The sequence below is a fragment of the Burkholderia sp. 9120 genome (assembly GCF_000745015.1).
Taxonomy (GTDB): Bacteria; Pseudomonadota; Gammaproteobacteria; order Burkholderiales; family Burkholderiaceae; genus Paraburkholderia.
Map to the genome: position 1 here is coordinate 2,448,645 of NZ_JQNA01000002.1, position 18,451 is coordinate 2,467,095.

Consider the following 18,451-nt stretch of genomic DNA (forward strand, 5'->3'; position numbering starts at 1 on the left):
CACGCGCCGTGCTATCAGGCTCTCAAATACGCGTGCTGCATGACGCGCGGCGCGGCAATCCTCTGCGGAATACGAGCAGTCGGTAACCGAAAGCCCGCTGAAATGTCGCGCGTGTGAAAAGCGCGTGAAAACCCTGCTGTATTAAAGCGTGCACGACCATCGCTTTTTGGTCTGGCGCGCGTTATATTTTCGGGATATCGGCGCGCCGCCGGGGATTTTCGCGAGATGCGGTGCCGGATTGTGATTCAGTTACAATACGTGCCCACTGGAGAATGACAACGAATTGCCCGGTCAGCGCGTATCCCGCGCCGGGCCTGAAACGGCGCCGGAAAATCTTGTCCGGAAATACGCCGACAATGCCGGCTGGCAGCGCCTGAACAGGCGCGCTGCCGGTAAGCAATGCCTCAGGAGCATTTGAGAATCGGTTTCCAGAGGAGTTCGGTCCCGCATAGGCGCTGCGACGCCACGGCGTGTGGGCGCCAGGCGCTTCGGCGTCACGACAGTCCATCGTCGTCCGTGCCTGCCCTGCGCTCAGCGTCTTCAAGGCGCCTTTGCGGGCAATACGAAAGTGCGGGCACTATGTAAGAGTTTTGCCTCACATTGAAGAAGTAAGCCAGATGACGACGAAACGACTCTTGACCGAAGCCGAAATCCTGAAGATGAGCGACAAGGATTACATGAATGCGGATCAGCTCGCTTTCTTCAAGAACAAGCTCGAACAGCTGCAAGCGGACATTCTCCGCAATGCCGGCCAGACGACCGAGAACCTGCGCGAAACGGTAATCGTGCCGGACCCGGCCGACCGCGCAACGATCGAAGAAGAGCATGCGCTCGAACTGCGCACGCGCGACCGCGAACGCAAGCTGCTGAAGAAGGTGCAGCAATCGATCGCGCGCATCGATTCGGGCGACTACGGCTGGTGCGAAGAAACCGGCGAGCCGATCGGCATTCCGCGTCTGCTCGCACGGCCCACGGCTACCCTGTCGCTCGAAGCGCAGGAACGCCGCGAACTGCGCCAGAAGCTGTTCGGCGACTGAACGCCTGCGGCGCGGCTTCGGCTCCGCGCCCTCAAACGCTGCTTCGTCGAGAGGCGCACGGTGATCCGTGCGCCTTTTTTCTTTTGTGCGACGCTTTCATGCGTTCACTGCCAGCCCGGCGCCGCGCCGAAACACCGTTTTTTGGCCTATGCCTTTTGCCGGCTCTTGATATGACCGCGTACGCCCTAAAATAAACCGGACATGCGCTGCACGAGCGCGCGCCAGGCCGGTTGATCCCAGCGCCGCGCGCCGTCCGCTTTCAGGATTCATGCGGTGGCGCATTGTGCTGCCGCGTCCTACCCGTTTTGCAAAGAGGAACGCATATGGAGCAATTTCACGGCACGACGATCGTCTCCGTGCGGCGCGGCGACAAGGTCGCGCTCGGCGGCGACGGCCAGGTGACGCTGGGCAACATCGTCATGAAAGGCGGTGCGAAGAAGGTCCGGCGCATCTACAACGGCAAGGTGCTGGTCGGCTTCGCCGGCGGCACGGCAGACGCCTTCTCGCTGCTCGACCGCTTCGAAGCGAAGCTGGAAAAACATCAGGGCAACCTCACGCGCGCGGCCGTCGAACTCGCGAAAGACTGGCGCACCGACCGCATGCTGCGCCGGCTCGAAGCCATGCTGATCACTGCAGACGCAACCACCACGCTCGTCATCACCGGTAACGGCGACGTGCTCGATCCGGAAGGCGGTATCTGCGCAATCGGTTCGGGCGGCGCGTACGCACAAGCCGCCGCGATCGCGCTGGCTCAGAACACCGAGATGTCGCCCCGCGAAATCGTGGAGAAGTCGTTGGCAATTGCTGGCGACATGTGCATCTACACGAACCATAACCGCGTCATCGAGACGATCGAGTAAGGACCCACGATGAGCACCATGACCCCTGCCGAGATCGTCTCGGAACTCGACAAACACATCATCGGCCAAGGCCGCGCGAAAAAAGCAGTGGCCGTGGCGCTGCGCAATCGCTGGCGGCGTCAGCAGGTTGAAGATCCGCTGCGCCAGGAAATCACGCCCAAGAACATTCTGATGATCGGACCGACCGGCGTCGGCAAAACCGAGATCGCGCGGCGGCTGGCGAAACTCGCCGACGCGCCGTTCATCAAGATCGAAGCGACCAAGTTTACCGAAGTCGGTTACGTGGGCCGCGACGTCGACAGCATCGTGCGCGATCTGATCGAAATCTCCGTCAAGCAAACGCGCGAAACGGAAATGCGCAAAGTGCGCACCAAGGCTGAAGACCAGGCCGAAGACCGCATTCTCGACATTCTGTTGCCGAGCGCGCGCCCGGTCGGCTTCGGTGCGAGTTCGAGCGTCATCGACACCGCGGACGAAAGCAGCACCACGCGCCACACCTTCCGCAAGCGTCTGCGCGAAGGCCTGCTCGACGACAAGGAAATCGAGCTCGACGTCGAGCAGCCGCAAGCGGGCATGGACATCATGGGGCCGCCGGGCATGGAAGACATGACCGAACAGATCCGCTCCATGTTCGCGAACATCGGCGGCGGCAAGAAAACGCGTCGCAAGCTGAAGGTGAAGGAAGCGCTGAAGGTTCTTACCGACGAAGAAGCCGGCAAGATGCTGAACGAGGAAGAGGTGAAAGCGAAGGCGGTGCAGAACGTCGAGCAGAACGGCATTGTGTTCCTCGACGAGATCGACAAGATCGCGTCGCGCGCCGAAGCCGGCGGCGGTGAAGTGTCCCGTCAGGGCGTGCAGCGCGATCTGCTGCCGCTGGTGGAAGGCACCACGATCAACACCAAGTACGGCATGGTGAAGACCGACCACATTCTGTTCATCGCGAGCGGTGCGTTCCATCTGGCCAAGCCGAGCGATCTGATTCCGGAACTGCAGGGCCGTTTCCCGATTCGCGTCGAACTGGACTCGCTGTCGGTGAACGACTTCGAATCGATCCTGGTGTCTACGGACGCGAGCCTCGTCAAGCAATACCAGGCGCTGCTCGCCACGGAAGACGTGCACCTCGAATTCGCCGACGACGGTATTCGTCGTCTCGCCGAGATCGCTTATTCGGTGAACGAGAAGACCGAGAACATCGGCGCGCGCCGCTTGTACACGGTGATCGAAAAGCTGCTCGAAGAAGTCTCGTTCGCGGCCGGCAATCACTCGGGCAAGACGGTGCAGATCGACGCGGCGTATGTGGATCGCGCGCTGAACGAAGTGGCGGAAGACGAAGATCTGTCGCGTTACGTGCTGTGATATTGACGCCGATATCGCACCGTTGATTCGCGTGCGGATTGCTTGATGTAGATCAGACGCGAATCGCAAAAAAACGGGCTGCCCTTAACCAGGCAGCCCGTTTTTTTCGCCCCGCCGAAACGCCAGCGAAGCTATGACGGCTTACTGTTTGACCGGCCGCTTGGCCAGCTTGCGCTGCAAGGTCCGACGATGCATGTTCAACGCCCGCGCGGTCGCCGAAATATTGCCGCCGTGTTCGGCGAGCACGCGTTGAATATGCTCCCACTCCAGACGCGCAACCGAAAGCGGCGTGGGATGTTCGATCGCCTCTTCCGCCTGCAGCGCGCTCGCTTCGCTTTGCAGCGCCGACAGAATCGTCTCGACGTTAGCGGGCTTGGCGAGGTAGTTGTCCGCGCCGTCTTTCACCGCCTGCACCGCCGTGGCGATACTGGCGTAGCCGGTCAGCACCAGCATGCGCGCGTCGGGCTGCAGATCACGTAAAGGCGCGACGAGCGTCAGACCGGAGTCGCTGCCGAGATGCAAATCCACCGTGATCTGGCTGAACTTCTGCTGATTCGCCAGCTTGATCGCCTCGTCCGCGTTGTGCGCTTCGCTCACCGTATAACCGCGCCGCGTCAGACCGCGAGCGAGGATGCCGGAGAACACCTCATCGTCGTCGATCACCAGAAAATTCATTTCGCTCATGCCTGTTTCTCCGTGTTGGATGGCGCGCTGCCTTGACGGCCCACGCCTGATAATTTGCGCCCGGCGAGCGGCAGCTTCAGAAGCGCTCGCGTGCCACGCGGCTTGATCGGGCTGACGTCGGTCAGTTCGATCGACCCTCTCAAACGCGCCGCCGCCGAAAAAGCCAGATAGAGACCCACGCCGTGTCCGCCTTGCGTGCTCTCCACCGGCATCGCGCCGAGCGAGCCACGCAGCGCGGCGGGAATGCCGGGGCCCGCGTCGCAGACTTCAAACACGATCTGGTCGCCGCGCGCCGCCAGCGTGCAGGCCAGTGTCACGTGATCGCGGCTTGCACGCGCGGCGTTGTCGAGCAGAATCGTGAGAATCTGACTCACGGCTACCGTATCGTCAAGACTGACCTCGGGCGGCGGCACACCGATCCGCTCGAATTTCACATGCGGATGACGCAAGCGCCACTGCTCGCCGAACGATTCGAGCCATTCGCCGACCGGCTGCCGGCTCGTGGTCGTCGAGGCACGGCTGCGCAATCTGGCCAGCGCCGACGTGCACAGCGACATCTGCTGCTCGAGCAACTCGATGTCGGCGCTGTAGGGCGCGAGCCCTTTGTCGGTACGTGCCGCGTCACGCAATTCTTCGGACAACATTGCAATTGTAGACAGTGGCGTGCCGATTTCGTGCGCGACGGTGGCCGCCTGCACACCCAGTGCGACCGCGCGCTCGTCATGAAGCAAGCGCTGCTGCGCATCTCCGAGCGCTGCGTCACGTAGTCGCAGCGCGCGCGACATACGTGCAACGAACCATGCAATCAGCCCCACGCTGACCATGAAGTTCACCCACATGCCGGCGCGGTAGTAGTCGAACAGGTTCGCGGGGTTGTCGAGATTGAGCGGCACGGAATCGAAACCGAGTACCGCGTAGCAGGCCACGGCGAATGCCGCGAGCCACGCCATCAGATGCCATGGCAGCACCGCCGCGGCAATGGCCAGCGAAGGCAGATAGAGCGATACAAACGGATTGGTGGTGCCGCCCGAGAGGAACAGCAGCGCGGACAACGCGCCCAGATCGACCCAGATCTGGCCGAACAGCTCCATGTTGGATTCGGGCCGTTGCTGCGAAACCCGCCACCACGTGAGTCCGTTGAAGATCACTTCGAGCGCGATCACGAGCAGCATGGCGGGCAACGGCAGGTGCACGCCGATAAAGATCTGCACGACCGCGATGGTCACTAGCTGTCCGATGATGGCCAGACTACGCAGCCAGAACAGATGACCCAGATTGACGCGACCGGTGTTGGTTATTCGATGCATGACTTGAGTGTACCTGTTCAGACTAGTCCGACTTACTGCGCAGCCTCGCGTCGGTACCATGGATTTTTTGCGATAGCGACGCTCGGACCGATCCTTCGGCATCGGCTCTTCCGGCGCACCACTCTTCCATGCTACCTACCTCCGACTGCGAGGCTGATGTCTCATCAGCTTTCCTGAATTTTCTGCGGCATGCTGCCGCAGCGCGCCAAAACGGCACGGCCCATACCGAAGCCCAATGGCTCGACGCCGCGGGCCAGTTGCATCCGCTCGACGACGAATCGCTTGAAACGCTCACCGCCACGTTGCTTGCGCAGGCCCGTCACGGCGAGGCGATCGAACTCGCCGCCATTATTGCCCAACTCGATTCGCGTCGCGCTTTAACGCATTTCCGTCTCGGCTACGTTTTGCAAATGGCGAACCGGCATGGCGAGGCGATTGCCGCTTACCGCCGCGCACTTGCCATCGATCCGACTTTGCCCCGGCTGCGCAGCAATCTCGCCGGTGCATTGATGCTGACCGGTGGCAACCCGAGCGAACAGCTCGCGCTGCTGGAAAGCGCGGTGCGAGACGAACCCGACGAGGGCGATGCGTGGACGAATCTCACGCATGCGTGTCGCACCGGCATGAACCTGCCGCGTGCGCTTGAAGCCGGCGCGAGAGCCGTGCAATGTGCGCCGCTCAGCCCGCTGGCGCTCAACAACTATGCGCTGGCTCTACGCGAAGCGCAACGCTGGGCAGAGGCCGAACAGGCCACCCAAACCGCCTGCGCGATCGCCCCCTCGAATGCGACGATGCGCTCGAATCTCGCGATGCTGCAATTGATGCGCGGCGATTGCCCAAACGGCTGGCAGTCGCACGAGGCTCGCTGGGACGGCTCGGCGGAACTCGGCGGCAACCGGCCCGCGATACCGGCGCCGACTTGGCGCGGCGAACCGCTCGCCGGAAAAACGCTGCTGGTGTGGGGCGAACAAGGCATGGGCGACGTGCTGCAGTTCAGCCGCTATATCCCGATGCTGGCCGACCGCGTGCATCGCGAAGGCGGGCGCGTGATCTGGAATTCGTTTCCGCAGATGGGCGCACTGCTCGCGCGCAGCCTCGGTCGGCACGCGGACGGTTACTCAACCGGCGTCGATCTGGAATCGCTGCGGCCGTTCGACTATGAGATTCCGTTGCTCAGCCTGCCGTTGATCTTCGGCACGCGTGCCGAGACGATTCCGGCTGCCGCTCGATATCTGCATGCGGACGCCGCGGCCAGCCAGTCGTGGCGTCATAGGCTGGCTGGCGAAACGCGGTTGAAAGTCGGACTGACATGGACCGGCAGCCTCGGCCATCAGCGCAATCCATTCCGGCGGGTTGGCTGGGAACGCTGCGCGGCTCATTTCGGCGGAATGCAAAACGTGGCGTTCTATTCGTTGCAGCCGGGTGCTGAGGCCGACGTGGCGGCAGCTCGAAACGCCGGTTTGCCCATGACCGACTACACCGCTGAATTTGCCACCTTCGACGACACCGCCGCCTTCGTGAGCGCGCTCGACCTCGTCATCACCGTGTGCACGTCGACGGCGCATTTGAGCGGCGCGCTCGGCCAGCGCACCTGGGTGCTGCTCGACGTCAATCCGCACTGGGTCTGGCTGCTCGATCGCCGCGACAGCCCCTGGTATCCGAGCGCCACGCTGTACCGGCAACCGCAGTTTGGTCTGTGGGAACCGCCGCTGGAGGCCGTCGCCCGCGACCTGAGCGCGCTCGCGGCGGGGTATCGCGCGTTATAAGTGCGTTATGGGCAGGCCGCAAGCGGGCCAAAAGCGCTTCGTAAGCGGGCTATCGACGAATCGTCCGCGAATCCTGGGCTCTGTCGTCAACCCGCCGCCGTTCCCACAACCTCACGTCAAAGCACCACCGGGCGGCCGCGCCTGAGTCGCTCGCGCAATCTCCGCCGCGAGGCACTCCGGACACAAGCATCCGCCGGCCGGATCCAGCCGCTCCGCCGGCAACGACGGCATCTCGCGGCACCAGCAGTCGAACGGCTGCGCATGCCTCGAACAATCGAACGCGTTACCGCAGCGCGGACAGCGCGCGCTGCTTTCGTTGCGGGAGGCGGACGGTTTCATGGCAGGGTCGGATAAACGCGCTGAATCGGGCATCGATCCGTAGATGATGCCACTACCGGCGAAGCGCTGTTAGTCGTCCATTCGGCTAATACACAAACGCCTTCGAACCGCGTTAGGCTTGATGGTCGGCCGGCATTCGCGGGCCGTCATGGCGCAGTGCGCAAAAAGCCGCGCCGCCCGCCACCGGCGCCGCTGTCGAAAACCCTGTTGCAGCGCGCCAGTCCTGTACAATTCGCCGTGTTTTAACTGTTCCGTGCCTGAGCCTGCCGCCATGTCCGAGCTTCCCGACCTTTCGCAGATCGCGCCCACCCTGAAGGCTGAAATCCTGGCCGAGGCGCTGCCTTACATTCGTCAATATCACGGTAAGACCGTGGTGATCAAATACGGCGGCAACGCCATGACCGAGGAGCGTCTCAAGCAGGGCTTCGCGCGCGACGTGATTCTGCTGAAGCTGGTCGGTATCAATCCGGTTATCGTCCACGGCGGCGGTCCGCAAATCGACACGGCGCTGAAGAAGATCGGCAAACAGGGCACGTTCATCCAGGGCATGCGCGTCACCGACGAAGAGACGATGGAAGTCGTCGAATGGGTACTCGGCGGCGAAGTGCAGCAAGACATCGTCACGCTGATCAACCATTTCGGCGGCCACGCGGTCGGCCTCACCGGCAAAGACGGCGGCCTGATCCACGCGCGCAAGATGCTGATGCCGGATCGCGACAACCCGGGCCAGTACGTCGACATCGGCCAGGTCGGCGAGGTCGAGGCGATCAATCCGGCGGTGGTGAAGGCGCTGCAAGACGACGCGTTCATCCCGGTCATCTCGCCGATCGGCTTCGGCGAAGACGGCCTGTCGTACAACATCAACGCGGATCTGGTCGCGGGCAAACTGGCGGTCGTCCTGAACGCCGAAAAGCTCGTGATGATGACCAACATTCCCGGCGTGATGGATAAAGAAGGCAACTTGCTGACCGATCTGTCCGCGCGCGAAATCGACGGTCTGTTCGCCGACGGCACGATCTCCGGCGGCATGCTGCCGAAAATTTCGTCGGCGCTGGACGCGGCCAAGAGCGGCGTGCGTTCGGTGCACATTATCGACGGTCGCATCGAGCACTCGGTGCTGCTGGAAATTCTCACCGAACAGCCGTTCGGCACGATGATCCGTTCGCATTGATTCCTGCCTCAATCCCGGCACATAGCGCACGTCTTAACGGCGTGCACTATGTGCCGTGCAGTCGTTCCGCAGTCGCGCGCTTTACAGCCGCACTCACAGCCGCACCCGCATTCGTCTTCACAGCCAGCCGCCTTCACAACGACGGCGACCCGCAACGCGCCAGCAAGGCGCGCCAGCACACTCCCATTCTTATCTCGCCGCCGGCGCCACGAACCGCAAACGTTCGTTGCCTGACGCGACACTTCGCGCCTGAACGGCGCCGCACCTCATGCGCACTCCCACTTCGCGGCGCCGCCGTCCGCATATCGCCGGTGGCAAACCGGTCTGGTTGTTCGATCTCGACAACACCCTGCACCACGCCTCGCACGCCATCTTTCCGGCGATCAATCAGGGCATGAATCGGTACATCATCGACACGCTAAAGGTGGATGTCGATGAAGCGAACCGCATGCGCCGCGTCTACACGCAGCGCTACGGCGCGGCGCTGCTGGGCCTCACGCGGCACCATCCGCTGGATCCGCATGATTTCCTGAAGTTCGTGCACACGTTCCCGGATCTCGGCTCGATGATCCGCTACGAACGCGGCGTGGCGCGCCTCGTGGCGGCGCTGCCGGGCCGCAAGATCGTGCTGACTAACGCGCCCGAAGCGTATGCGCGCGCGGTGCTGGCGGAACTGCGCATCGAGCGTCTGTTCGAGCAGGTGATCGCGATCGAACATATGGCCGATCGCCGCCGCTGGCGCGCCAAGCCCGACCACGCCATGCTGCGCAAGGCCATGCGCGAAGCCCACGTCGCGCTGAAAGACGTGATACTCGTCGAAGACACGCGCTCGCATCTGAAGAACTATCGGCGTCTGGGCATCCGCACCGTGTGGATCACCGGCCATCTGCCGCGCAAGCCGCACGTGGACGGCGTGCCGACGCGCCTGCCGGGCACCGGTCGGCCGCACTATGTCGATCAGAGCATTCGTTCGTTAAAATCGCTACGACTGGGCACCCGCTCGGTTCGATTGAAGGGACAGCAGACGGGACGACAGCCATGCAGCCGATCGACAAGCCTGACGAAGCCTTAGCCGAACACGAACCTGAACACGAGCCCGTCGCGGCAGCCGCGGCCCCGCGCGCGCAGCGCCTGAAGCCAGGCGAGCGCCGCGTGCATATCCTGCAGACGCTCGCCGCGATGCTGGAAGCGCCAAAATGCGAAAAGATCACCACGGCGGCGCTCGCCGCCCGGCTGGGCGTCTCGGAAGCCGCGCTGTACCGCCATTTCGCCAGCAAGGCGCAAATGTTCGAAGGGCTCATCGAGTTCATCGAACAGACCATCTTTGGGCTGATCAACCAGATCGCCGGCAAAGAAAGCAACGGCGTGCTGCAGGCCCGCGCGATCGCGTTGATGCTGCTCAATTTCCCCGCGAAGAATCCCGGCATGACACGCGTGCTCACCTGCGAGGCGCTGGTCGGCGAGCATGAACGGCTGACCGAACGCGTCAATCAGATGCTGGAACGGGTGGAGGCGTCGCTGAAACAATGTCTGCGGCTCGCGCAAATCGAGGCCGCCAGCGACGAGAGCGCGACCCCGGACAAAACCGCGCGCGAAAACCACCCGCAAGCGCCGGCACAAAACCCCGCCGCGCTACCCGCCGGCTACGATCCCGCGATTCGCGCGAGCCTGCTGCTGAGCTACATCATCGGCCGCTGGCACCGCTATGTGCGCAGCGGATTTGTGCGCCTGCCCGCCGAACACGCCGACGCGCAAATCCTGCTGATTCTTCAGTAGTCCACGCGGCCCGCCGCGCGTGGCGGGCCGCGCCGGCGACGCTGCCGCTCCGGATTTTCCGCTATACTTTGCGCCTGACTGCGGCCACCGGATGCCTACCAAGTGCCTCCCACGCCGCTTTCCGCAGCACCCAGAACACCTTGAAATATCGCTTGAATATTTATTACGCGCCGATTTGCTGACTCGATTGCGGGCGCGCGAACTGCCGGGAATTTCTCCCGCGGTTCACTACAAATGCGGCTAAAGAGGTCGTCAGCCGCGCACACAGCCGTTCTCCTCCGTGCCTCGCCGACGCCATCTAGCCGCCCTGTATTTGTTAAACGGCGGAATGAATGGAATCGATCGGTATCGTCGCTCCCCAAAAAATGCATTTCAGCGAGCCTCTGCAACTGCAGAACGGCACGACGCTGGCCGGTTACGACCTGATGGTCGAGACCTACGGCACGCTCAACGCCGCGCGCAGCAATGCGGTGCTGGTGTGTCACGCGCTCAACGCGTCGCACCATGTGGCGGGCGTGTACGAAGACAATCCGAAAGACGTCGGCTGGTGGGACAACATGGTCGGCCCGGGCAAACCGCTCGATACCGACAGGTTCTTCGTGATCGGCGTGAATAACCTCGGGTCGTGCTTCGGCTCGACCGGCCCGATGAGCCTCGATCCCGCGACCGGCCATCCCTACGGCGCGGCATTCCCGGTCGTGACGGTGGAAGACTGGGTCAACGCCCAGGCGCGCGTGGCCGATGAGTTCGGCATTACGCGTTTCGCCGCGATCATGGGCGGCAGCCTCGGCGGCATGCAGGCGCTGGCGTGGAGCGTGATGTATCCGGAGCGCGTGGCGCATTGCATCGTGGTCGCGTCCACGCCTAAGCTGTCGGCGCAGAACATCGCATTCAACGAGGTCGCCCGCTCGGCGATCCTGTCGGACCCCGACTTCCACGGCGGCAACTACTACGCGCATAACGTGAAGCCGAAGCGCGGCTTGCGCGTCGCGCGAATGATCGGCCACATCACGTATCTGTCCGATGACGACATGGCCGAGAAATTCGGCCGCTCGTTGCGCCGCGCGGAAGGCGCGGTGGACGCGTACAACTTCAACTTCGACGTGGAGTTCGAAGTGGAGTCGTACCTGCGCTATCAGGGCGACAAATTCGCCGACTACTTCGACGCGAACACCTATCTGCTGATCACACGCGCGCTCGACTATTTCGATCCGGCCAAAGCCTTCGACGGCGACCTGACGGCCGCGGTCGCGCACACCACGGCGAAATACCTGATCGCCAGTTTCAAGACCGACTGGCGTTTCGCGCCGGCCCGCTCGCGCGAACTGGTGAAGGCGCTGCTCGACCACAAGCGCACCGTCACCTACGCGGAAATCGACGCGCCGCATGGCCACGACGCCTTCCTGCTCGACGACGCGCGCTATCACAACGTGATGCGCGCCTATTACGAACGTATCGCGAAAGAGGTGAACGCATGAACCAGCGAGCACTAGATTATCTGGCGTTGCGCCCGGACTTCCGCGCGATCGCCCGCTGGGTCGAGCCGCGCGCGTCCGTGCTGGATCTCGGCTGCGGCGACGGTTCGCTGCTGTCGCTGCTGACCGAGGAACTGGACGTGCAGGGCTACGGCATCGAGATCAACGACGCCGGCGTGCTGGCGTCGACGCAAAACGGCGTCAACGTGATCCAGCAGAATCTGGAAGACGGCCTGCGCCTGTTCGAAGACCGCAGCTTCGATTTCGCGATCCTGTCGCAGACGCTGCAGACCATCCATCAGACCGCGGCGATCTTGCGCGAGACCGTACGGGTCGGCAAGGAATGCATCGTGTCGTTTCCGAATTTCGGTTACTGGGCCCACCGGCTGTCGGTGTTGAAGGGGCGCATGCCGGTGTCGAAGTCGCTGCCTTATCAATGGCACAACACGCCGAACGTGCGGGTGCTGACCATCGAGGATTTCGAAGCGCTGGCGCCGGAAGTCGGCATTGAAATTCTGGATCGCGTCGTGCTCCATGACGGCCAGGTGGTGCGTTGGGGGGTGAACTGGCGTGGTAGTCTTGCGGTCTATCGCGTCAAGAAAAGCTAACACCAAGTTATCCACATGTCGAACCCGCCGCATGAGGCGCCTGCACTTACCGCTCACGAAGAACATCCCGGCTGGCGCGCGTTTCTGAATACGCGCATGCTGATCTGCGTCTTTCTCGGCTTTACGTCGGGATTGCCGCTGTTCACGCTCGTCTATCTGGTGCAGGCGTGGTTACGCTCCGAAGGCGTCAATCTGAAGGAAATCGGCCTGTTTGCGCTGATCCAGTTCCCGTACACCTGGAAATTCGTCTGGGCGCCGCTGATGGACCGCTACGTGCCGCGTTTTCCCGGCTGGCGGCCGGGCAGACGGCGCGGCTGGATGCTGGTCACGCAGATTCTGGTCGCCGGCGCGATTGCGTGTTTAGGGTTTGTGTCGCCGCGCGATTCGATCTGGACGGTGGCCGCGCTGACGGCACTGGTCGCGTTTTTCGGCGCGAGCCAGGACATCGTGATCGACGCCTACCGGCGTGAATTGCTGAGCGACACGCAACAAGGTCTCGGCAACGCGGTGCACGTGAACGCGTACAAGATCGCCGCGCTGGTGCCCGGTTCGCTTGCATTGATCCTGTCCGACCATCTGCCGTGGACCACCGTGTTCATGGTGACTGCGGCGTTCATGCTGCCGGGCATGGTCATGACGCTGGTGGTTCGCGAGCCTGAAGTGCACGGCACGCCGCCCAGGAATCTGCGCGAAGCGATCGTGCAGCCGTTCCGCGAATTCATTCAGCGCGACGGCTGGCGCGGCGCGCTGTTCGTGCTCGGCTTCATCTTTCTGTACAAGCTCGGCGACACGATGGCGACCACGCTGTCCACGTCGTTCTTCCTCGATATCGGCTTTTCGCGCACGCAGATCGGCGTGATCGCGAAGACCACCGCATTCGGCGCGAGTCTCGCGGGCGGGATCGTCGGCGGGATCTGGCTGATGAAGATCGGCATTGGCCGCGGCCTGTGGATCTTCGGCATTCTGCAGATGGTGTCGACGCTCGGCTTTGCGTGGCTTGCGCATCTCGGGCCGGCTTCGCCCGGTCTCACCGCGATTTACGACATCGCCGTGTGGGTGAGTCAAGGGACGACGAAACTACTGGCGCTGGTGGGCATCGACTGGGCCGTGCAGCTCGAGCCGCGCTCGGTCGCGCTGGCGCTCGTCTACGGCCTCGAAACCTTTGCCACCGGACTGACGATGGCGGCATTCACCGCCTATATCGCCAGCACCACCGACCCGCGCTACACCGCTACGCAGTTCGCGCTGTTCACGAGTCTCGCTTCGGTGCCGCGCACGCTGGCGTCGGCGGCGAGCGGTTATGTGGTCGCGAAGATCGGCTGGTTCGATTATTTCCTCGTCTGTACCGTGCTCGCACTGCCCGGCATGCTGCTGCTGTTGCGCATCGCGCCGTGGAGAACCAAGTCGTGACGGCGCGTTTTTCGAGGCGGGTGATCGGCCTCAGTTCAGCTAACGGCCGCGCGCCTCGCACGCCTGCGCGCAGGGTCCGCGGCGCAGTGTTGCGTGCATCGTTGACGTTCATCTGTGCAAGCATGGCGACAACGGCGATGCCGCTGAGTGCCTACGCGACAGCCATGCCGGCGGTCGCCAATAGCGCGCCCAGCGCAACGGCAACGTCGTCAACGCCAACGCCTGCAGCGGCCGCCACTGCCGCACCGACAGGCAAGTCTGCTGCGGGCGCGATCAGTCCTGAAAGCGCGACATCCGCAGCGCCGAGCGCAAATAGCGCGACTAGCGCTGCCAACGCGGGCAGCGCAGCCGCTGCCGCCACACCGAACCCGTCGGCGCAGTCATCGCCCCAGTCCGCGCCGCCCGTCACCGCGCGCACACCCGCAGCCACGTCGACACCAGCACCGGCCGCAGCCGCCGCGAAAGCGCCCGCCGTCGCCGCTATGCCCGCCACCACCGCCACCGGCTCGTACAGTTCGAGCCCGCAGTTGCGTTACGGCGGCTACATGGTGTTCCGCAACCTGATCCCGTCGCCGGTACTCGAGGCGCAAGCCGCCGAAGAATTCAGCCAGATCGCCTACGGCGCGGAGCACGCGAACCGTCTGTACGGCGACACTGACGCGCACGTCGTACGCGTGCGCTCGATCGTCGACAAGCTGATTCCCTATTCGCTCAAATGGAACGAGCGGGCGAAGAACTGGAAGTGGGAAGTGGCGGTGGTGCGTTCGCCCGATATCCGCATGTACTGTCTGCCGGGCGGCAAGATCGTCGTGTACGGTGGACTGCTCGACCGCGCTCACCTGAACGACAACGAACTCGGCATGCTGATCGGCCACGAGATCGCGCATGCGTTGCGCGAACATGCCCGCGAGCGTCTCGGCCAGTTGCAGGCCAGCCAGCTCGATTCGTCGGGCACGATTTCGCAGCTATTCGGCCTCGCCGATCTCGGTGCCGCGCCGCTCGGCATCGGCTCGCGCCTGCTGGAAATGAAGTACGCGAACACCGACGAAACCGAAGCCGACGTGATTGGCAGCGATATCGCCTCACGCGCCGGTTACGATCCACGCGCGGCGGTCACGCTATGGGACAAGCTGGCGCAAGTGACGCAAAGCAACCGCAACCAGGGCTTCATCTACGTGCATCCGTACACGCCGGCGCGCCGCCAGGACATCATCAAACGCTTGCCGGATATGCTGCCGCTGTACGCGAAGGCGATCGGCAAGACTGTCGATGCGCTGCCGGACTACGCCGGCATGGGCCGCCCACGGCGCAAAATGCCGCGCGACGGAGTTGATTCGACCAAGTGACGCGCTGCGTTACTTCTTGACCTTGTGGTCGTAGTCGACCGTCAGCGGCGCGTGGTCGCTGAACTTGATATCGCGGAACACGTCGGTGCGTTTCGCCTTGCTCGCAATGCCTTGCGTCGCGATCTGATAATCGATCCGCCACCCCACGTTCTTTGCGTACGCCTGACCGCGATTGCTCCACCACGTGTACTGCTCGGGCCGCTGATCGAGCGTGCGGAACACGTCGACGTAACCCACTTCGTCGAACAGCTTGTCGAGCCACGCGCGCTCTTCCGGCAGGCAGCCCGAGTTCTTCTGGTTGCTCTTCCAGTTCTTGATGTCGATTTCCTTGTGGACGATGTTCACGTCGCCGCACACGATCACTTCGCGCTCTTTCGCCAGTTCCGCGAGATGCGGCATGAACTCGGCCATGAAGCGGAACTTGGCCTGCTGACGCTCCTCACCGCTCGAACCCGACGGCACATACACCGAGATCACCGAGAGCGTGCCGAAACGCAGTTCGACATAGCGCCCTTCCGGATCGAATTCCTCGCTGCCGAAACCGATAATCACTTCGTCCGGTTCCTGCCGCGTGTACACGCCCGCACCGCTATAACCCTTCTTCACCGCATGCTGGAAATAGCCGGTGAAATTGTGCGGGGCCATGAATTCCGGCGTCATGTCGTCCTGCGAGCATTTGATTTCCTGCACGCACAGCACGTCGGCTTTCTGTTCGCCGAACCAGTCGAAAAAGCCCTTCTTCGCCGCTGAGCGGATGCCGTTCAGGTTGGCGGTAATCACACGCAACATGTCGTTCCTTTTTGTGTTCGATTCGTTTGAGATGCCTTCAGGCGCCAGCCAACGCGCAAGGTCACTCGACCTTGACGCCCTTCAGCGATTCCTTGGGCGGCGGATAGTCGAGCTGCAGCGTTTCGAAGGTACGCAATAGCAACTCCGCGACCATCACATTGCGATGCGTCTTCGAGTCGGCCGGAATCACATACCACGGCGCGTAATCCGTCGAGGTCGCGGCCAATGCGTCGCGATACGCGGACTGATAAGCGTCCCACTGCTTGCGCGCTTCGAGGTCGGACACGTCGAATTTCCAGTGCTTGCTCGGATCGTCGATACGCGCCTGCAGACGCGTGCGCTGCTCGTCTTTCGAAATGTGCAGCATGCACTTGATGATCGTCGTGCCGCTATCCGCCAGCAACGCTTCGAACTGGCGAATGTGGAGGCAACGCGTCTCGAACGCTTTCGCGTCGAGCGTGCCGAGCACAGTCGGCACCAGCAGGTCTTCGTAGTGACTACGGTTGAAGATGGTCAGCTCGCCGGCGGCAGGCGCTTGCGAATGCACGCGCCAGAGAAAATCGTGCGCGAGTTCCACAGGCGTCGGCGCCTTGAACGGCACGATGCGCAGCCCAAGCGGATCGACTTCGTGAAACACCGCGCGGATCGTACCGTCCTTGCCGCTCGTGTCCATGCCTTGCAAAACCAGCAGCACGCGACGCTTCTGTTGCGAGTGCAGACGCTCCTGCTGCTGGTCGAGCTTCTCGCCGATCTCCGACAAACGCGCCTTGTCCGAGTCTTTCGAGCCGGTCGAAAACGGCTTGGATGCCGGGTCGAAAGCGTCGAGCGAGAACTTGCTGTTCTTCTTGCCGTCTTCGAAAAACGGCACGCGGAAATCGTCGAGTTCGGGTTGCTTCGCCATCCACACACTCCGTGATCTGCGTTCAGCGGGCTGGCAAAAACGGCGCCCGCAAAAATGAAACGGGCCGTTGCCCCACTTTCGTTTCCGGCAACGGCCCGCGGTGGCTCAAGCGCGAAGCCCAAGCCGATTCTGGTCAACTGAAATTCAACTCAGGACAGCTTCTTCTTCAGCAGTTCATTCACCTGCGCCGGATTGGCCTTGCCCTTGGTCGCTTTCATCGCCTGGCCGATCAGCGCGTTGAACGCCTTTTCCTTGCCGGCGCGAAATTCTTCGACCGACTTCGGATTCGCGGCGAGCACTTCGTCGAGAATCGCTTCCAGCGCGCCGCTGTCCGAAATCTGCTTCAAGCCTTTCGACTCGATGATGCGGTCGGCGGCGATTTCGTCAGTCGCTTTCTCTTCCCAGATCGCGACGAAAATTTCCTTGGCGATCTTGTTCGAGATCGTGCCGTCGGCAATGCGTTGCAGCAGCAGCGCGAGTTGCGCGGCCGACACCGGGCTCGACGCGATATCCAGCGCTTCGCGATTCAGTTGCGACGACACTTCGCCCATCAGCCAGTTCGCCGCGACCTTCGCGTGCGCCGGGCCGAGCTTGACGACCACCGCCTCGTAATACGCGGCCATCGCCTTGCTCGACGTCAGCACGTTCGCGTCGTACGGCGTCAAACCGTATTGCGACACGAAGCGCTGTTGAATTGCTTCCGGCAGCTCCGTCATCTCACTCTTCACGCGCTCGATCCATGCGGCGTCGATCATGAGCGGCATCAGATCCGGATCGGGGAAATAGCGGTAGTCGTGCGCGTCTTCCTTGCTGCGCATGGAGCGCGTTTCGCGCTTGTCCGAGTCATACAGACGCGTTTCCTGCACCACCGTGCCGCCGTCTTCGATCAGTTCGATCTGACGGCGCACTTCGTACTGGATCGCTTCTTCGAGGAAGCGGAACGAGTTCAGGTTCTTGATCTCGGCACGCGTGCCGAATTCCACCTGACCGACCGGGCGCACCGACACGTTCGCGTCGCAACGGAACGAACCTTCCTGCATGTTGCCGTCGCAGATACCGAGCCACGTGACGAGCGTGTGCAGCGTCTTGGCGTACGCGACCGCTTCAGCCGCGCTGCGCATTTCCGGCTCGGTGACGATTTCGAGCAGCGGCGTGCCCGCGCGATTCAGATCGATGCCGGTCATGCCCGCGAAGTCTTCGTGCAACGACTTGCCCGCGTCTTCCTCGAGGTGAGCGCGCGTCAGGTTGACGACCTTCTCGTACGCTTCCTTGCCGGTCTTTTCGTTGGCCGGAACCTGAATCGTCACCTGACCACCCTGCACGACGGGGATTTCGTACTGGCTGATCTGATAGCCCTTCGGCAGATCGGGGTAGAAATAATTCTTACGCGCGAAGATGCTGCGCGGCGCCACCGTCGCGCCGATCGCGAGACCGAATTGAATCGCACGCTCCACTGCGCCGCGGTTCATTACCGGCAACGTGCCCGGCAACGCCAGATCGACAGGGCTGGCTTGCGTGTTCGGCTCGGCGCCGAACTGCGTGGGCGAGCCGGAGAAAATCTTCGATTGCGTCGACAGTTGCGTGTGGGTCTCCAGACCGATCACGACTTCCCATTGCTTGGTCATG

The 18,451-nt window shown here is 62.7% G+C and carries 18 protein-coding genes; 11 read left to right on the plus strand and 7 right to left on the minus strand.

Features of this window, described 5'->3' with window-relative positions:
• Positions 1 to 181: 181 nt before the first annotated feature.
• Positions 182 to 544 (minus strand): hypothetical protein, encoded by a 363-nt coding sequence (locus FA94_RS38715; RefSeq protein ID WP_156126672.1) that lies wholly within the window; start codon positions 542 to 544, stop codon positions 182 to 184.
• 73 nt (positions 545 to 617) lie between these two features.
• On the opposite strand from FA94_RS38715, the gene dksA reads away from it, so the two are divergent.
• The 3 genes from dksA to hslU all read left to right on the plus strand — a co-directional run bounded on the left by dksA (position 618) and on the right by hslU (position 3,253).
• The gene (dksA, locus tag FA94_RS19075; protein ID WP_035554081.1) at positions 618 to 1,037 is read left to right on the plus strand and encodes an RNA polymerase-binding protein DksA; all 420 of its coding nucleotides are present in this window, start codon (positions 618 to 620) and stop codon (positions 1,035 to 1,037) included.
• A gap of 323 nt (positions 1,038 to 1,360) precedes the next feature.
• On the plus strand, positions 1,361 to 1,897 hold the full coding sequence (gene hslV, locus FA94_RS19080) for an ATP-dependent protease subunit HslV (RefSeq protein WP_035554083.1): 537 nt from the start codon (positions 1,361 to 1,363) through the stop codon (positions 1,895 to 1,897).
• Between the two features lie 9 nt (positions 1,898 to 1,906).
• Positions 1,907 to 3,253, plus strand: coding sequence for an ATP-dependent protease ATPase subunit HslU (gene hslU, locus FA94_RS19085; RefSeq protein ID WP_035554085.1), 1,347 nt, complete (start codon positions 1,907 to 1,909; stop codon positions 3,251 to 3,253).
• Between the two features lie 141 nt (positions 3,254 to 3,394).
• On the opposite strand, the gene FA94_RS19090 is transcribed toward hslU, so the two are convergent.
• Together FA94_RS19090 and FA94_RS19095 are read right to left on the minus strand one after the other, a co-directional pair.
• Positions 3,395 to 3,937, minus strand: coding sequence for a response regulator transcription factor (locus tag FA94_RS19090; RefSeq protein WP_035554088.1), 543 nt, complete (start codon positions 3,935 to 3,937; stop codon positions 3,395 to 3,397).
• Positions 3,934 to 5,244 (minus strand): ATP-binding protein, encoded by a 1,311-nt coding sequence (locus tag FA94_RS19095; protein WP_035554089.1) that lies wholly within the window; start codon positions 5,242 to 5,244, stop codon positions 3,934 to 3,936. Before FA94_RS19095 ends, FA94_RS19090 begins: the two co-directional genes overlap by 4 nt.
• 128 nt (positions 5,245 to 5,372) lie before the next feature.
• Here FA94_RS19095 and FA94_RS19100 point away from each other — a divergent pair, with 128 nt between their 5' ends.
• Positions 5,373 to 7,010 (plus strand): tetratricopeptide repeat protein, encoded by a 1,638-nt coding sequence (locus FA94_RS19100; RefSeq protein WP_035554092.1) that lies wholly within the window; start codon positions 5,373 to 5,375, stop codon positions 7,008 to 7,010.
• Positions 7,011 to 7,121: 111 nt separating this feature from the next.
• Here the strand turns inward: FA94_RS19100 and FA94_RS19105 are convergent, their stop codons facing one another.
• Positions 7,122 to 7,349: a cysteine-rich CWC family protein gene (locus FA94_RS19105; RefSeq protein WP_035554094.1), complete on the minus strand. Its 228-nt coding sequence runs from the start codon at positions 7,347 to 7,349 to the stop codon at positions 7,122 to 7,124.
• A 271-nt stretch (positions 7,350 to 7,620) separates the two neighbouring features.
• Here FA94_RS19105 and argB point away from each other — a divergent pair, with 271 nt between their 5' ends.
• From argB to FA94_RS19145, 7 genes are all read left to right on the plus strand, one after another.
• On the plus strand, positions 7,621 to 8,520 hold the full coding sequence (gene argB, locus FA94_RS19110) for an acetylglutamate kinase (protein WP_035554096.1): 900 nt from the start codon (positions 7,621 to 7,623) through the stop codon (positions 8,518 to 8,520).
• Positions 8,521 to 8,788: 268 nt separating this feature from the next.
• On the plus strand, positions 8,789 to 9,592 hold the full coding sequence (locus FA94_RS19115) for a pyrimidine 5'-nucleotidase (RefSeq protein WP_035554099.1): 804 nt from the start codon (positions 8,789 to 8,791) through the stop codon (positions 9,590 to 9,592).
• Positions 9,559 to 10,296, plus strand: coding sequence for a nucleoid occlusion factor SlmA (gene slmA, locus FA94_RS19120; protein ID WP_035554100.1), 738 nt, complete (start codon positions 9,559 to 9,561; stop codon positions 10,294 to 10,296). Before FA94_RS19115 ends, slmA begins: the two co-directional genes overlap by 34 nt.
• A 332-nt stretch (positions 10,297 to 10,628) precedes the next feature.
• On the plus strand, positions 10,629 to 11,774 hold the full coding sequence (gene metX / locus FA94_RS19125) for a homoserine O-succinyltransferase MetX (protein WP_035554101.1): 1,146 nt from the start codon (positions 10,629 to 10,631) through the stop codon (positions 11,772 to 11,774).
• Positions 11,771 to 12,379 carry a methionine biosynthesis protein MetW gene (metW, locus tag FA94_RS19130; protein WP_035554102.1) on the plus strand — a complete coding sequence of 203 codons (609 nt, stop codon included), beginning with the start codon at positions 11,771 to 11,773 and terminating at the stop codon, positions 12,377 to 12,379. The genes metX and metW overlap by 4 nt, the downstream gene beginning before the upstream one ends.
• A 15-nt stretch (positions 12,380 to 12,394) precedes the next feature.
• The gene (locus FA94_RS19135; RefSeq protein WP_035554103.1) at positions 12,395 to 13,789 is read left to right on the plus strand and encodes an AmpG family muropeptide MFS transporter; all 1,395 of its coding nucleotides are present in this window, start codon (positions 12,395 to 12,397) and stop codon (positions 13,787 to 13,789) included.
• Positions 13,790 to 13,809: 20 nt separating this feature from the next.
• Positions 13,810 to 15,135 (plus strand): M48 family metallopeptidase, encoded by a 1,326-nt coding sequence (locus FA94_RS19145; protein ID WP_502690849.1) that lies wholly within the window; start codon positions 13,810 to 13,812, stop codon positions 15,133 to 15,135.
• A 9-nt stretch (positions 15,136 to 15,144) separates the two neighbouring features.
• Here FA94_RS19145 and FA94_RS19150 read toward each other — a convergent pair whose 3' ends face one another.
• The 3 genes from FA94_RS19150 to gatB form a co-directional block, all read right to left on the minus strand.
• Entirely contained in the window at positions 15,145 to 15,924 is a 780-nt protein-coding gene (locus FA94_RS19150; RefSeq protein WP_035554106.1) for an exodeoxyribonuclease III, read from the minus strand.
• A 61-nt stretch (positions 15,925 to 15,985) separates the two neighbouring features.
• The gene (locus FA94_RS19155) at positions 15,986 to 16,825 is read right to left on the minus strand and encodes a PPK2 family polyphosphate kinase (protein WP_035554107.1); all 840 of its coding nucleotides are present in this window, start codon (positions 16,823 to 16,825) and stop codon (positions 15,986 to 15,988) included.
• Between the two features lie 149 nt (positions 16,826 to 16,974).
• Positions 16,975 to 18,450 carry an Asp-tRNA(Asn)/Glu-tRNA(Gln) amidotransferase subunit GatB gene (gene gatB / locus FA94_RS19160; protein ID WP_035554110.1) on the minus strand — a complete coding sequence of 492 codons (1,476 nt, stop codon included), beginning with the start codon at positions 18,448 to 18,450 and terminating at the stop codon, positions 16,975 to 16,977.
• Position 18,451: the final 1 nt, after the last annotated feature.